The following is a 12,848-nucleotide window of genomic DNA, read 5'->3' as shown; positions in this document are numbered from 1 at the left end:
CGAGGCTTGATCAGGGCGCGATGATCGGTTCAGGCGCCTGCAGACGCTGCAACTGAGCCCGGAAATCAGGCAACAGCAGGCGATTGCTGTATCCGCTGAGATGGTCGCCATCGAAGAACAGGGGCTTGCCGCCGTCGGTCGGCAGGCACCGCTCGCCCGGGCACAGCAACGGCATCGGATCCCAGATGGTTGCCCCAGGCAGACCTGCAGCCACCTGCTGCAGGCCTGCCATTACCGGCGCGCGCAACTGCTCGATCTCGCTGCGCGCCACCGTCATGCCGTTGGCGCAGATCGGATTGTGCCGGTTGAACACATCCGAGCAGCGGTACGGTGGCGCCGCCAGCACCGGCTTGGGCGCTTCGAGCACAATGCGCACGCCACGTTCGGCCAGCGGGGTGAGTTGCTCGATCCAGTGCGCGACCTCGGCCTTGCGGCCCGCGCTGGCCGTCTCGCCCAGATGCTCGGCACGCACCTGCGCAACATCGAACAACGCATACTGCTCGGACAGGCGTGGCAGGCGCAGGCCTGCCAGCAGCACCACATCTCCCGGCCGGGCGCGTGCCTGGATGTCGTCCAGCACGTTGCGCGCATAGGCTTGGCAGGCCGGATTGGGGCCCTGCCAGGCACGCAGCCCGACCAGCGCGCAGCCACCACTGCTGTACAGCCGAATGGTCGCGCCATCGAGCACGGCAAGACGCTGCAGCATCTCGTGGTAGGCCAGCGCATGCGAGTCACCGGCAACGAACAGCTGACGAGAGGAACCGGCGCGTCCGGGACACTCCCCACGCTCATAGAGGCGAGCCTGCCCACCCAGCACCGGCACGTTGCTCACCCGCACGCGGCACTCCGGCATCTCCTTCTTCAGCCCCTTTGCGTAGGGATACCAATCCAGCGGTGCGCGGCTGACCACACTGAGCGAGGTGTACTGCTGGGTCTTGACCAGCGCCGACTGCAACCCTGCACCCAGCACCAGCCCCCCCAGCCCGGCCGCGACCCAGCGCGCGTTGCTGATTCGCCAGCGCGCACCATGCCGCATCGGTTGCTCGACCCAGCGCCACGACAGCCAGGACAGCAGCGCAACGCACAGCAGTGCGGCAGCGCCGGTAGCCATGGTTTCCAGACCTACCGTCCAGCGGAACAGAACGAAGACCGGCCAGTGCCAGAGGTACAGCGAATAGGACAGGCGCCCGACCGTCACCATCGGCGTGGCCGACAACGCGCGCCCGACCCAGCCCCGCGGCGAGCGCTGCAGCAGACCCAGCAGGCCCAGCGTGCCCAGCACCGGCCACAGTCCGTCGATCCACGGCGAATGACCCGGCCGCGCGAACCATAACCCGTAGCCCAGCGCCCCCACGCTCAGCAGCAACAAAGGCGAGCGCCAGCTCAGCCCGCGCGGCGAGACGGCTGGCGGCGTGAACCGGCCACTCAAAGACAACAACTGGAACAGCAGCACGCCAGCGCCAAGCTGCCAGAACCGCGTGGTGGTGAGGTAGAACGCATCCACCTCATGGCCGCCCTGCCCCGCGCGGAACACCGCGTATCCCAGCGATGCCGCTGTCGCTGCGACAAACAGGCCCACCGACAGCCAGCGTCCGCGCCGGCCTTTGGCCCAGGCCAGGAACAGCAGGGGGAACAGCAGGTAGAACTGCTCTTCGACACCCAGCGACCAGGTATGCGTGTATGGATTGAACTCGCTGCGCGGTGAGAAGTAATCGTTGCCGGTACTGGCCAATACCCAGTTGCTCAGCCCGAAGAAGGCCAGTCGGCCCGTCTTGTCACTGGTCTCGCTGAGCCAGGACTCAGGGATCAGCAACGCGCTGAACATCGCTGTCACCAGCAGGCATACCACCAGCGCCGGAGCGATGCGTCGCATACGGCGCGCATAGAAGCGCGCCAGCCCAGCCCAGCCCCCGATGGCCGGCAGGCGATCCACCGAGGCGCTGACCACAAAACCGGAGATGACGAAGAACACGTCCACGCCGGTAAAGCCGCCCGGCAGCCAGCTCGCCTTGAGGTGATAGAGAATGACCGCCAGCACTGCGATCGCACGCAGGCCATCAATATGCGGGACATACCCGGGACTGCGTTCCTGCATGGCCTTGTTCCTGACATGCAACGAGCGCCCGAAGGCGCCCAATGCGTTCAACATGATGCGGCGCTGGCTTACCAGACCAGGTCGTCGGGTACCTGGTACTGCGGGTCGGCGTAAGGATCTTCCTCGGCCGGTGCATTCGGGTCGACCTTCAACGCCACCGAAGCGGCGAACACCGCTTCAGACTGGGCCAGGACTTCAGCTGTCACCAGCAGGTAGCGACCGTTGAGCTGGACCACGCCCAGTTCACCGGCATTAAGTGCCTTGAGCTGCTCGGCGGTGACGTAGATACGCTTGATCTTGCCGCCGTACGGGAAGTGGCGCGCGATATCGGCCGCTTCAGCATTCAGGCTCTTGTCCTTCAGCAGTTCTTCCAGCTTCACCTTGGCCTCGCGGCGCTGGCGGGCTTCTTCCTGCTTCAGGCGCTCGGTCTCGATGCGCTCTTCCTTTTCGCGCTGGGCACGGATCGCGTAAGCCTTGGCCAGATCCATTTCCTCGGCGGTACGCGGCTTGCGCGGCCCTTGCCCGTGGCCCTGGCCACGCTGCTGGCCAGGCTTGCCCGGCCCGCCATTGCCATGCGCCCGCCGCTCGCCGGGTTTGTGTTCGCCCTTGCCAGCGTGCTGCGGCTTTCCATTGCCAGCGCCACCCTTGCCCTGCGGGCGGCCATCGCGGCGGGGGCCATCATTCTTGCGCTCGGGCTTGGGCGCGGGCTTGAAGCCCAGGCCCATCAGCTGGTCGCGGAGGGTATCGCTCATAGGATATGGATCAGTAGTGCGGCGGCGGCGGTTCGCTCGCCGGATCAGAAGAATTCAATGCATTGCGGACCTTGCCCAGGTCTTCCAGCAGCACGCGCAGGATGCCGGCATTGCGGCTGCCCTCCATGCGCGCGTCTGCAAGTGCATCGCTCAGTTCGGCCAGCGCGTGTTCCTGGAAGGACACGCGCATCTCCAGCTCGACCAGGCGCGCTTCCAGCGCCTGCTCGCGTTCGGTCGGTACTTCAGACATGCAGCGAACGTCCCCGGCCAATGCCGTAATACGCGAGGCCGGCGGCCTCGACTTCAGCCGGCTCGTACAGATTGCGGCCGTCGAACACCACCGCATCCTTCAGCCGCTCGCGCAGCATCTGGAAATCGGGGCTGCGGAACTGCTTCCACTCGGTCACCACGACCAGTGCATCGGCGCCCTGCAGCGCATCGTCGGCGCTGTCACAGAACACCAGATCATCGCGCTCGCCGAAGATCCGCCGCGATTCATGCATCGCCTCCGGATCGTAGGCGCGCACTGTCGCACCGCCTTCCCACAACTGGGCCAGCAGGCGGCGGCTGGATGCCTCGCGCATGTCGTCGGTGTTCGGCTTGAACGCCAGGCCCCACACGGCGAACGTCCTGCCGCGCACACCTTCGTCTTCGCCCTTGTCGTAGTGGCGCTGGATCAGGGCAAACAGGTGCCCCTTCTGCGATTCATTGACCGCCTCCACCGCGTTCAGCAGCTTCGGCTCCAGGCCGGCCTGCTGCGCGGTGCGCGCCAGTGCCTGCACGTCCTTGGGAAAACACGAACCGCCGTAACCGGCACCCGGATAGATGAAGTGCCAGCCAATACGCGGATCCGAACCGATGCCCTGGCGGACCTGCTCGACGTCGGCGCCCACGCGCTCGGCGATGTTGGCGATTTCATTCATGAACGAAATCTTGGTTGCCAGCATTGCATTGGCGGCGTACTTGGTCAGCTCGGCCGAACGCACGTCCATCTCCACCACGCGATCGTGGTTGCGATTGAACGGTGCGTACAGGCGACGCATCACGGCGACCGACTCGGCGCTGGTCGCACCGATGATGATGCGGTCAGGCCGCATGCAGTCGGCAACGGCGTCGCCTTCCTTCAGGAATTCGGGGTTGGACACCACGTCGAAGGCGATATCCGCCCCACGCGCCGCCAGCTCCCCGGCAATGGCCGCACGCACCTTGTCGGCGGTGCCTACCGGCACCGTCGACTTGTTGACCACCACGGTCGGCACCGAAATGTACCGACCGATGGTGCGGGCCACGGCCAGCACGTACTGCAGATCGGCGCTGCCATCCTCGTCCGGCGGCGTGCCCACGGCGATGAACACCACCTGGCCGTGGCCGATGGCGGTCGCCGCGTCGGTGGTGAACACCAACCGCGACGCGGCGTGGTTGGCCTTCACCATCGGCTCCAGGCCGGGCTCGTAGATCGGGATGATGCCTTGGTTGAGGCCATCCACCTTGGCCTGGTCGATATCGACGCAGACCACCTGGTGGCCAACGTCGGCCAGGCAGGTGCCGGTCACCAGACCTACGTAGCCGGTACCAAAAATCGCAACGCGCATATCCGTGCTGACTCCGTGTTGGCTTACGGCAGAACGCCCAGAAGCTCGACGTCGAAGGTCAGGGTGGAATTCGGACCGATCGGACCACCCGGGGTGCCGTTCTCGCCGTATGCCAGTTCACCCGGGATCCAGAAGCGGTACTTCGAGCCGACCGGCATCAGGGCCACGCCCTCGGTCCAGCCCTTGATGACCTGGTCCAGACCGAATTCGGCCGGGCCACGCCCTGCTGAACTGTCGAACACCGTGCCGTTGAGCAGCTTGCCCTCGTAGTTCACGCGCACCTTGCTGGTCGGCAGCGGACGTTCGCCACTGCCCGGACGGATCACCTGGTACTGCAGGCCCGACGGGGTGGTCACCACGCCCGGCTGGGTCTTGTTCTTGGCCAGGAACGCGTTGCCTTCCTGACGGTTGGTCTGTGCTGCCTGTGCGGCCTTGGCCTGCATCTCGGCCTGCTTGGCACCCATGAACGACTGGATGGTGGCGGTCGCGTCGGCTTCGGTCATCTTCGGCTGGCCCTTGCTCAGGCCAGTGTTGATCGCGTCAAACAGCGAGGCGGTATCGATATCGTCCTTCAGCTGTGCCAGCGACGGACCCACCGAATAGGCGCCGATCATCTGCGCGACCTTGACCCGGTCGACCTTCGCCGGCTGCGAGCCCGGCGCGACGCCCGGCACCTGCTGGCCGCTGCGGGCCATCACCACCTGGCGCAGGGCGGCATCGGTCGCTTTGGCCTGTTCCTGGGTGATCTGCGGCTGCAGGCCTTCGAAGGAACGCTCCACGGCAGTGCGCAGCGCGGCTGCATCGATTTCATCGGCGATCGGCGCGAACGACTTGGCCACGTCCAGACCAATGGCGTAGCCGAGCTTCTGCTTGGGGGAATTCAAGGGTGCGGTCTCCTTGGCGGCCGAAGGAGCGGCCGGTTGTTGCGACAGGGCGACACCCGTGGTGCCCATCGCCAGAATCAGAACCGACGCCGCGGCGCCGCGCATTCCCATTTTCATTCGCTGCATTCCTGGAAGTGACTGGACGCCGACGTCGGCGCGAAAACACGTATTGTCGCACGCATGCCGTCGATGTCGAGGCATCCGTGCCGGCATTCAATGTGCGGCCGGTGCCGCCAGCGCCTTGTCGATGGCCGCTTTCAGCTGCGGATCATCCGGGGTGACCTTGCTGGCGAACTGGGCAATGACCGTGCCATCGCGTCCGACCAGATACTTGTGGAAATTCCAGGCCGGCGCCACGCCGGTGGCGGCGGTCAAGCGCTGATACAGCGGCGTGGCCTGTGCGCCGGTCACGTGCACCTTTTCGAACATCGGGAACTTCACACCATAGGTAAGCGTGCAGAAATCCTGGATCTGCTTTTCATCACCCGGCTCCTGCCCCTTGAAATCGTTGGACGGGAAGCCGAGCACGGCAAACCCCTTGCCGGCGTACTGCTTCTGCAGCGCTTCCAGACCCTCGTACTGCGGCGTATAGCCGCACTTGCTTGCCGTATTGACCACCAGCAGCACCTGCCCGTGGTAACGCTGCTGCAGGTTGACCTGCTGCTTGCCCGCCAGCGGCCGGTACGACAGATCCAGCAGATCGGCGGCCGAAGCGGCGGCCGACGTGGCCAGGCCTGCGGCCAGCAGGGTCAACAGGGACAGGCCGCGAAGGCGGCGCGAGGAGGCAGTCGACAAAGGCATGGGAGACGGTCCGCGGTAGCCATTCCAGGGGTCCGGCCGTGACCGGCCGGGAATCGGCCGAACTATAGCACCGGGGTCTGCACGTCTCCGGAGCGCATACGTTGTCGCGCTTTGCGCGGCGTGGCGGGAGCAGTCTGCCGCGCGTCCCAGCCCGCTGCTGATGACATAGCATGGACATGGCTGAATGGGAGGCCGACTGAAAACCCGCGTCGCAGTTTCTCTTTTTCGATGCATATCAAACGGTTGAACGAATATTGCGGTGCCGTGACCACCCCTGCCATCAGTTGGGTGGGGGCAGGACTTGCACACAGGCGTGCCGGTGTTATAGTTGCATACAACACCAGTCACCTGAGACAGGGGGAACCATGAACAGCCGGATGCGTCGCAGCCTTGCCGCCCCCGCGGTCACCGCGGTATCAACCCTGTTCGTGCTGGTCTGGCTGGCCATGCCGGCACCGCCGGCCGCGTCCTCCCCCGTCCTCTCCGAAGACAGTACGCAGGACGCAGCAGCACCCACGGCAGGGAATGCCGCTCCCTCCCCCTCCCCCCCGCGTCGGCTGCACAGCTCCCTGTCCATGCCGTATTTCTCGTTCGCACAGCCGCTGACCCCACGGAGCTGAATATGAGCGACATCCAGTGGAGCGACGGCGCTCCCATCTACCGCCAGCTGAAGGAACGCGTGATCGCCATGATGCTTGACGGAATCCTCAAGCCGGGCGATGCCCTTCCTTCGGTGCGCCAGGTGGCCGCCGATTACCAGCTCAACCCCATCACCGTTTCGCGCGCCTACCAGGAGCTGGCCGACGAAGGCCTGGTCGAGAAGCGCCGCGGGCTGGGCATGTTCATGACCGAACAGGCGGCCACGCAGCTGCGCAGCAGCGAGCGCGAACGCTTCCTCAATGAAGAATGGCCGGCCGTACTGGAACGCATCCAGCGACTGGGCCTGAGTCTCGACGAATTGTTGCCCCAGGGGAAATTCTGATGAATGCCAGTCCCACTACCGCTGTGCCAAGCGACGCTGTCATTACCGCCCGTGGCCTTCGCAAGGCTTACAAGAACACGCTCGCGCTCGACAACGCCACCTTCTCCATTCCGGCAGGCCGCATCATCGGCCTGATCGGCCCCAATGGTGCCGGCAAGACCACCGCGCTGAAGGCGGTACTCGGCCTGACCTCGGTGGAAGGCGAACTGAGCGTGCTCGGCCGTGACCCGCGCGTGCACCGCGACGATCTGATGAACGACATCTGCTTCATCGCCGATGTCGCCGTGCTGCCCCGCTGGCTGAAGGTGCGTGAGGCGATCGACTTCGTCGCCGGGGTGCACCCCCGCTTCGATCGCGCCCGCTGCGAACGCTTCCTGGCCAACACCAAGCTGCAGCCCAAGCAGCGCGTGCGTGAACTGTCCAAGGGCATGATCGTGCAGCTGCACCTGGCCCTGGTGATGGCCATCGACGCCAAGGTGCTGGTGCTGGACGAACCCACGCTCGGCCTGGACATCCTGTACCGCAAGGAGTTCTACCAGCGCCTGCTGGAAGACTACTTCGACGAGCAGAAGACGATCATCGTCACCACCCACCAGGTGGAAGAGATCGAGCATATCCTCACCGACGTGATGTTCATCCGCGATGGTCGCATCGTCCTCAATGCGGAAATGGACGAGGTCGGCGAGCGCTATACCGAACTGCTGGTCGGTGCCGACCAGCTTGAAACCGCCCGCGCACTGAAGCCCATCGACGAGCGCAGCCAGGCCTTCGGCAAGACCGTCCTGCTGTTCGATGGGGTGCCACGCAGCCAGCTGGCCAGCCTGGGTGAAACCCGCAACGCCGGCCTTGCCGATCTGTTCGTCGCTGTCATGAAGGGGACCTACGCATGAATGCCGTCAACCATCCTGTCAGCCCTGCAGGCACCCTTCGCTGGCTGCTCAAGCGCGAGTACTGGGAAAACCGCGGTGGCTTCCTGTATGCCCCGGTGATCGCAGGCATCGTCTCGCTGCTGATGAGCAGCATCGGCATCGGCCTGGGCCTGTTCGCCCTGCACCGTGCCGCGCGCGACGGCGGCCTGCACATTGATGGCGAGGACGTGAACATCAACGGCCTGGATCTGGGCCTGCTGACCCGCCAGATCAGCGCCAAGGACATGGCTGACCTGGGCAATGGCCTGGACCTGACCCTCATCCTCAGCTCGACCTGGCCCTTCCTGGTACTGGCGTTCGTGGTGTTCTTCTACTGCCTGGGCGCGCTGTACGACGACCGCCGCGACCGCAGCATCCTGTTCTGGAAGTCGCTGCCGCTGTCCGATACCCAGACCGTACTGTCCAAAGTGCTCAGCGCGCTGATCGTGGCCCCGCTGGTTGCCACCCTGGCCGCCATCGTCACCATGTTCGGCTTCCTGCTGATCATCAGCCTGGTCGCGCTGACCCATGGCGGCAGCCCCACCACCCTGATCTGGGGCCCGGCCAGCCCGCTGACCCTTGCCGCCGGCCTGCTCGCCGCCATCCCGGTCTACGCGCTGTGGGCACTGCCTACCGCCGGCTGGCTGCTGCTCTGCTCGGCCTGGGCCAAGAGCAAGCCGTTCCTGTGGGCGGTGATGCTGCCGCTGTTCGCCGGCATCATCGTCAGCACCACCAAGCTGATGCACCTGTTCGACCTGAGCACCGGCTGGTTCTGGCAGCACATCGTCGGCCGCCTGCTGCTGGGCACCGTTCCCGGCGTGGACCTGCTGTACCGCCTGGGCGCCAGCAACGAACACAAGAGTCTGGATTCCATCGTTTCGCTGATGGCCCCTGCCCAGCAGCTGAAGTCGCTGGCAATGCCCGACCTGTGGATCGGCGCGGCCTTCGGCGCGGCCTTCATCTTCATCGCCATCCGCCTGCGCAAGCGCGCTGGCGAAATCTGATCTCCAACCTGGAGGCACCACCCATGCGTTCCTTGATTGCCTGTACTGCACTGTTGCTGTTGCCGCTGTCGGCGCTGGCCGCCGATGCGCCGAACTGCAAGTTCTCCGCGCCGCGCACGTTGAAGATCGACGCGGCCGGTGCTAAAGCGGTGGTGTTCGAGATCAACCAGCATGACCTGAAAGTGGTCGCCAGCGCCGGTGGCGGCCAGCTCGAAGGCCGTGCCTGCGCGTCCAACAAGGACTGGCTGGACCAGCTGGTGCTGGACCAGCGCCGCGTAGGCGACAAGCTGGTGGTGAGCCTGCGCCGCGACAGCCGCGACACGCTGTCGATGGGTAACAGCTACGCCTGGCTGGACATCCGTGGCAGCGTGCCGGACAACCTGCCGCTGCAGTTCAAGATCGGCTCGGGCGATGGCAGCATCGAGAACGCGCAGTCGCTGAGCATGGACGTCGGCTCCGGTGATGGCATCGCCCGCGGCACCCGCGGCAGCGTGCATGCCGCCGTGGGTTCGGGCGACCTGGACGTCGATGGCGCCGCATCGTTCAACCTGCTCTCGCTGGGCTCGGGCGACGTCAACGCCCGCAACATCGGCGGTGATGCCAGCGTCGGCACGGTCGGTTCCGGTGACCTGAAGGTGACCGACGTGCGTGGCAACGCGCGGCTGGATACCGTCGGCTCGGGCGACATCGGCTTCAAGCAGGTGCAGGGCAACGTCGAGGTCGGCGTGGTCGGCTCCGGCAACCTCGATATCGAGCAGGTCGGCGGCAATGTCCGCGTGCGCAGCCATGGCTCGGGCGACATCGATGTCGACGGCGTGCGCGGCAACCTCACCGTCGAGCGCAGTGGCAGCGGCGATGTACAGCATCGCAACGTGTCCGGCACCATCACCCTGCCGCGCGGCAAGTAACGTCCAACCATCCCATCCGAGGGGAATGCCATGAACCTGCTGCGCCTGCTGCCTGCTGCCCTGCTGTGCCTGCCACTGATCGCCTGTGGCGACACCTCCAGCCCCGACAAGACCGCCGGCAAGGCGGTGGCCGACACCGCCGGTGGCGTCGGCCAGACCGTCAAGGAGGCGATGGATGACGCCCGCAGGGAAATCGCCGACGGCAACATCAAGATCTCGGCCGACAACCAGCCACGCGCGGAGATCACTCCGCAGGGACAGCTGCTGATCGGTGGCAAGCCGGTGGCGCTGGACGATGGCCAACGTCGCCAGCTGCTGGATTACCGCGGCCACGTGGTGGCGGTGGCGATGGACGGCATGGATGTCGGCCTGGCAGGTGCCAAGCTCGGCGCCAACGCTGCCGGTGAAGCACTGAAGGGCATCTTCAGCGGTGACAGCGAAGGCATTGAGAAACGGATCAACGCCGAGGCCGCCAAGATCGAGGCGCAGGCCAAGCGCATCTGCGACCGCATGCCGGCCATGCTGGCCAGCCAGCAGGCCCTGGCTGCCTCGCTGCCGGCGTTCAAGCCCTATGCCACGATGGACCAGAGCGATGTGGACGACTGCGGCAAGGACACCGTCGTCAACCGCTGACCCCTGTGACAGATCAGCGCACCCGGCCGGCCGCGCACCTGCGTTGCCGGCCGCAGCGCCCCGGCGGGCTTACAATGGCAGCCCCGGATGCACTTCATCGAACCGCCATGAAAAAGCTGTTTCTGCTGCTGGCCGCCCTGCTCTGCCTGGGCCTGGTCGGCTGTGACCAGGACTACCGCAACCACCGCGCCGAGCGTGGCAAACCCAAGATTTCCGTCAGCGAGAGCATCGTGACCGTTCGCCGCCAGCCGGCACCGAACATCATCATCCTGCCCGACGGGCAGATGAAGATCGACGAGATCCTGATCCCGCTCAACGCCGAACAGAAGCAGATGCTGCAGACGATGTTCGGCAAGCTGCAGGTACTGCGCCAGAACACGCTGGTGGCCGCACCGGCCGACCCCGACATGCAGCCGGTGAAGATCGTGCCGCCAGAGGGCATGCAGGTGATTCCGCCGGACCTGGTGCAGACCATTCCCGAGTTCAAGGATTACACCGAGACCTTCGGCAACATCGTCGCCGACCGTCGCTGAAACGAACAACGCCGCCCTCCCGGGCGGCGTTCTTCCTTCTCGCCTGTGGTGGCTGCGGACCTCGGCCCGCACACCGCTCGATCAGCCGCCGGCACCACCGCCACCGGCCTGGATGCCGCCGGCCGTCAACGCGGCCGGATCCAGCAGGCGGCGCAGCTCGGCTTCGGCCAGGCCGCTGTCTTCCAGCGCCACGTCCAGCACCGGGCGCTGTTCCTTGTAGGCGCGCTTGGCGATCGCTGCGGCCTTCTCGTAACCGATGATCGGGTTCAGCGCGGTCACCAGGATCGGATTGCGCGCCAGCGCCTCGGCCACACGGTCCTCGCGCACCTTCAGGCCGGCAATGGCGCTGTCGGCCAGCAGGGTCGACACATTGGCCAGCAGGCCGATGCCATCGAGCAGGTTCACCGCGATCAGCGGCAGCGTCACGTTGAGCTGGAAGTTGCCGGTCTGGCCGGCCACGGTGATCGCCGTGTGGTGGCCGATCACCTGCGCGCAGGCCATCACCGTCGCCTCCGGGATCACCGGATTGACCTTGCCCGGCATGATCGAGGACCCCGGCTGCAGTGCCGGCAGTTCGATCTCGCCCAGGCCCGCCAGCGGGCCGGCGTTCATCCAGCGCAGGTCGTTGGCGATCTTGATCAGGGCCACCGCCAGCGCATTGAGCTGGCCCGACAGTTCCACCGCATCGTCCTGCGCGGCCAGGCCTTCGAACTTGTTCTCGGCGCTGTCGAACTTGAAGCCGGTCTGCTGCTTCAGCGCCTTGGCAACCTGCGCACCAAAGCGCGGGTCGGCATTGATGCCGGTGCCGATGGCGGTACCACCCAGCGGCAGGCGGCGCACGCGCTTGAGGCTGTCTTCGATGCGCTCCTGGGCCGAGGCCAGCTGCGCCGACCATGCACCGAATTCCTGCTCGAAGGTCAGCGGCATCGCATCCATCAGATGGGTGCGGCCGGTCTTGACCACCTTGCGCAGGCTGCGGCCCTTCCTGTCCAGCGTCCTGCGCAGGTGCACCAGTGCCGGCAGCAGCTGCTCATGGGTGGCCAGCACGGCCGACACGCGCAGCGCGGTTGGAATCACGTCGTTGGAGCTCTGCCCCTGGTTGACGTGATCGTTCGGGTGCACGGTGGTCTTGCCGGCCTTGCCGGCGCGATTGGCCAGGGTGGCGATGACCTCGTTGGCATTCATGTTCGAGGACGTACCCGAGCCGGTCTGGTAGACGTCGATCGGGAACTGCGCGTCCCACGTGCCGTCTGCCACTTCAGCCGCGGCAGACTGGATGGCCTTGGCCACGGTCTTCGGCAGATGACCCAGCTCGGCATTGACGCCGGCGGCAGCGCCCTTGACCAGGCCCAGCGCACGGATGAAACCGCGCGGCATGCGCTGGCCCGACACCGGGAAATTCTGTACAGCGCGCTGGGTCTGCGCGCCCCACAGGGCGTCGGCAGGCACCTGCAGCTCGCCCATGCTGTCGTGCTCGATCCGGAACCCCTTGGAGGCACTCTTGCTTGCAGCTTTGCTCATTGCATCAACTCCGCACTACTTCAGTTGGGGAAAGGAAAGCGGCGGCTGGCAGGGTGTCGCTTCCCGGGCTGGCGGCTACGACAACGATACTCCCTTGTCCGCAGCGTGGGATGGCGAGGACCGGCCAGATCGTTTCATCCGCAGGACCGATTGAACGGGTAGCGCCGGGTAGCGCCGGGCCGCGCCCGGCGCGCGCGCAGCGCGGCCCCCCCTTCGCCGGGAATGGCCCGGCGCT

Annotated in this window: 13 protein-coding genes; 6 read left to right on the top strand and 7 right to left on the bottom strand. The window is 65.9% G+C overall.

Annotated features, from left to right (window positions below; all coding sequences use genetic code 11):
• Positions 1 to 10 precede the first annotated feature (10 nt).
• From K5K93_RS19840 to K5K93_RS19815, 6 genes are all read right to left on the bottom strand, one after another.
• Entirely contained in the window at positions 11 to 2,095 is a 2,085-nt protein-coding gene (locus K5K93_RS19840; RefSeq protein ID WP_222388886.1) for an acyltransferase family protein, read from the bottom strand.
• Positions 2,096 to 2,163: 68 nt separating this feature from the next.
• Entirely contained in the window at positions 2,164 to 2,847 is a 684-nt protein-coding gene (locus K5K93_RS19835; RefSeq protein WP_093819051.1) for a DUF2058 family protein, read from the bottom strand.
• 10 nt (positions 2,848 to 2,857) lie between these two features.
• Complete coding sequence (locus K5K93_RS19830) at positions 2,858 to 3,097, bottom strand: SlyX family protein (RefSeq protein ID WP_025876828.1); 240 nt, start codon at positions 3,095 to 3,097, stop codon at positions 2,858 to 2,860.
• Positions 3,090 to 4,439: a UDP-glucose/GDP-mannose dehydrogenase family protein gene (locus K5K93_RS19825; protein WP_093819050.1), complete on the bottom strand. Its 1,350-nt coding sequence runs from the start codon at positions 4,437 to 4,439 to the stop codon at positions 3,090 to 3,092. The genes K5K93_RS19830 and K5K93_RS19825 overlap by 8 nt, the downstream gene beginning before the upstream one ends.
• A 23-nt stretch (positions 4,440 to 4,462) precedes the next feature.
• Positions 4,463 to 5,440 (bottom strand): FKBP-type peptidyl-prolyl cis-trans isomerase, encoded by a 978-nt coding sequence (locus K5K93_RS19820; protein ID WP_049464138.1) that lies wholly within the window; start codon positions 5,438 to 5,440, stop codon positions 4,463 to 4,465.
• A 96-nt stretch (positions 5,441 to 5,536) separates the two neighbouring features.
• Positions 5,537 to 6,124 carry a glutathione peroxidase gene (locus tag K5K93_RS19815; protein WP_025876823.1) on the bottom strand — a complete coding sequence of 196 codons (588 nt, stop codon included), beginning with the start codon at positions 6,122 to 6,124 and terminating at the stop codon, positions 5,537 to 5,539.
• Positions 6,125 to 6,746: 622 nt separating this feature from the next.
• On the opposite strand from K5K93_RS19815, the gene K5K93_RS19810 reads away from it, so the two are divergent.
• From K5K93_RS19810 to K5K93_RS19785, 6 genes are all read left to right on the top strand, one after another.
• Positions 6,747 to 7,106 (top strand): GntR family transcriptional regulator, encoded by a 360-nt coding sequence (locus tag K5K93_RS19810; RefSeq protein ID WP_012511573.1) that lies wholly within the window; start codon positions 6,747 to 6,749, stop codon positions 7,104 to 7,106.
• Positions 7,106 to 7,996: an ABC transporter ATP-binding protein gene (locus K5K93_RS19805; RefSeq protein WP_222388885.1), complete on the top strand. Its 891-nt coding sequence runs from the start codon at positions 7,106 to 7,108 to the stop codon at positions 7,994 to 7,996. The genes K5K93_RS19810 and K5K93_RS19805 overlap by 1 nt, the downstream gene beginning before the upstream one ends.
• Positions 7,993 to 9,018: a hypothetical protein gene (locus K5K93_RS19800; protein WP_093819047.1), complete on the top strand. Its 1,026-nt coding sequence runs from the start codon at positions 7,993 to 7,995 to the stop codon at positions 9,016 to 9,018. Before K5K93_RS19805 ends, K5K93_RS19800 begins: the two co-directional genes overlap by 4 nt.
• Before the next feature lie 23 nt (positions 9,019 to 9,041).
• A complete protein-coding gene (locus tag K5K93_RS19795; protein ID WP_222388884.1) occupies positions 9,042 to 9,926 on the top strand; it encodes a DUF2807 domain-containing protein in 885 nt (294 codons plus the stop codon).
• 30 nt (positions 9,927 to 9,956) lie between these two features.
• A complete protein-coding gene (locus tag K5K93_RS19790; protein WP_222388882.1) occupies positions 9,957 to 10,559 on the top strand; it encodes a YggN family protein in 603 nt (200 codons plus the stop codon).
• A gap of 107 nt (positions 10,560 to 10,666) precedes the next feature.
• Positions 10,667 to 11,092, top strand: a complete 426-nt coding sequence (locus K5K93_RS19785; RefSeq protein WP_093819044.1) for a hypothetical protein — start codon at positions 10,667 to 10,669, stop codon at positions 11,090 to 11,092.
• 81 nt (positions 11,093 to 11,173) lie between these two features.
• On the opposite strand, the gene K5K93_RS19780 is transcribed toward K5K93_RS19785, so the two are convergent.
• On the bottom strand, positions 11,174 to 12,613 hold the full coding sequence (locus K5K93_RS19780; RefSeq protein WP_222388880.1) for a class II fumarate hydratase: 1,440 nt from the start codon (positions 12,611 to 12,613) through the stop codon (positions 11,174 to 11,176).
• Positions 12,614 to 12,848: the final 235 nt, after the last annotated feature.

It is taken from the genome of Stenotrophomonas sp. DR822, assembly GCF_019793815.1.
GTDB classification, from domain to species: domain Bacteria; phylum Pseudomonadota; class Gammaproteobacteria; order Xanthomonadales; family Xanthomonadaceae; genus Stenotrophomonas; species Stenotrophomonas indicatrix.
The sequence above is the reverse complement of the archived record's forward strand: the minus strand, read 5'-3'. Positions and strand labels throughout refer to the sequence as shown.

What these genes read in the sequence shown, in the direction of transcription:
- K5K93_RS19840 (WP_222388886.1), bottom strand. Translation starts at nt 2,095, where the DNA reads ATGCAGGAACGCAGTCCCGGGTATGTCCCGCATATTGATGGCCTGCGT.
- K5K93_RS19835 (WP_093819051.1), bottom strand. Translation starts at nt 2,847, where the DNA reads ATGAGCGATACCCTCCGCGACCAGCTGATGGGCCTGGGCTTCAAGCCC.
- K5K93_RS19830 (WP_025876828.1), bottom strand. Translation starts at nt 3,097, where the DNA reads ATGTCTGAAGTACCGACCGAACGCGAGCAGGCGCTGGAAGCGCGCCTG.
- K5K93_RS19825 (WP_093819050.1), bottom strand. Translation starts at nt 4,439, where the DNA reads ATGCGCGTTGCGATTTTTGGTACCGGCTACGTAGGTCTGGTGACCGGC.
- K5K93_RS19820 (WP_049464138.1), bottom strand. Translation starts at nt 5,440, where the DNA reads ATGAAAATGGGAATGCGCGGCGCCGCGGCGTCGGTTCTGATTCTGGCG.
- K5K93_RS19815 (WP_025876823.1), bottom strand. Translation starts at nt 6,124, where the DNA reads ATGCCTTTGTCGACTGCCTCCTCGCGCCGCCTTCGCGGCCTGTCCCTG.
- K5K93_RS19810 (WP_012511573.1), top strand. Translation starts at nt 6,747, where the DNA reads ATGAGCGACATCCAGTGGAGCGACGGCGCTCCCATCTACCGCCAGCTG.
- K5K93_RS19805 (WP_222388885.1), top strand. Translation starts at nt 7,106, where the DNA reads ATGAATGCCAGTCCCACTACCGCTGTGCCAAGCGACGCTGTCATTACC.
- K5K93_RS19800 (WP_093819047.1), top strand. Translation starts at nt 7,993, where the DNA reads ATGAATGCCGTCAACCATCCTGTCAGCCCTGCAGGCACCCTTCGCTGG.
- K5K93_RS19795 (WP_222388884.1), top strand. Translation starts at nt 9,042, where the DNA reads ATGCGTTCCTTGATTGCCTGTACTGCACTGTTGCTGTTGCCGCTGTCG.
- K5K93_RS19790 (WP_222388882.1), top strand. Translation starts at nt 9,957, where the DNA reads ATGAACCTGCTGCGCCTGCTGCCTGCTGCCCTGCTGTGCCTGCCACTG.
- K5K93_RS19785 (WP_093819044.1), top strand. Translation starts at nt 10,667, where the DNA reads ATGAAAAAGCTGTTTCTGCTGCTGGCCGCCCTGCTCTGCCTGGGCCTG.
- K5K93_RS19780 (WP_222388880.1), bottom strand. Translation starts at nt 12,613, where the DNA reads ATGAGCAAAGCTGCAAGCAAGAGTGCCTCCAAGGGGTTCCGGATCGAG.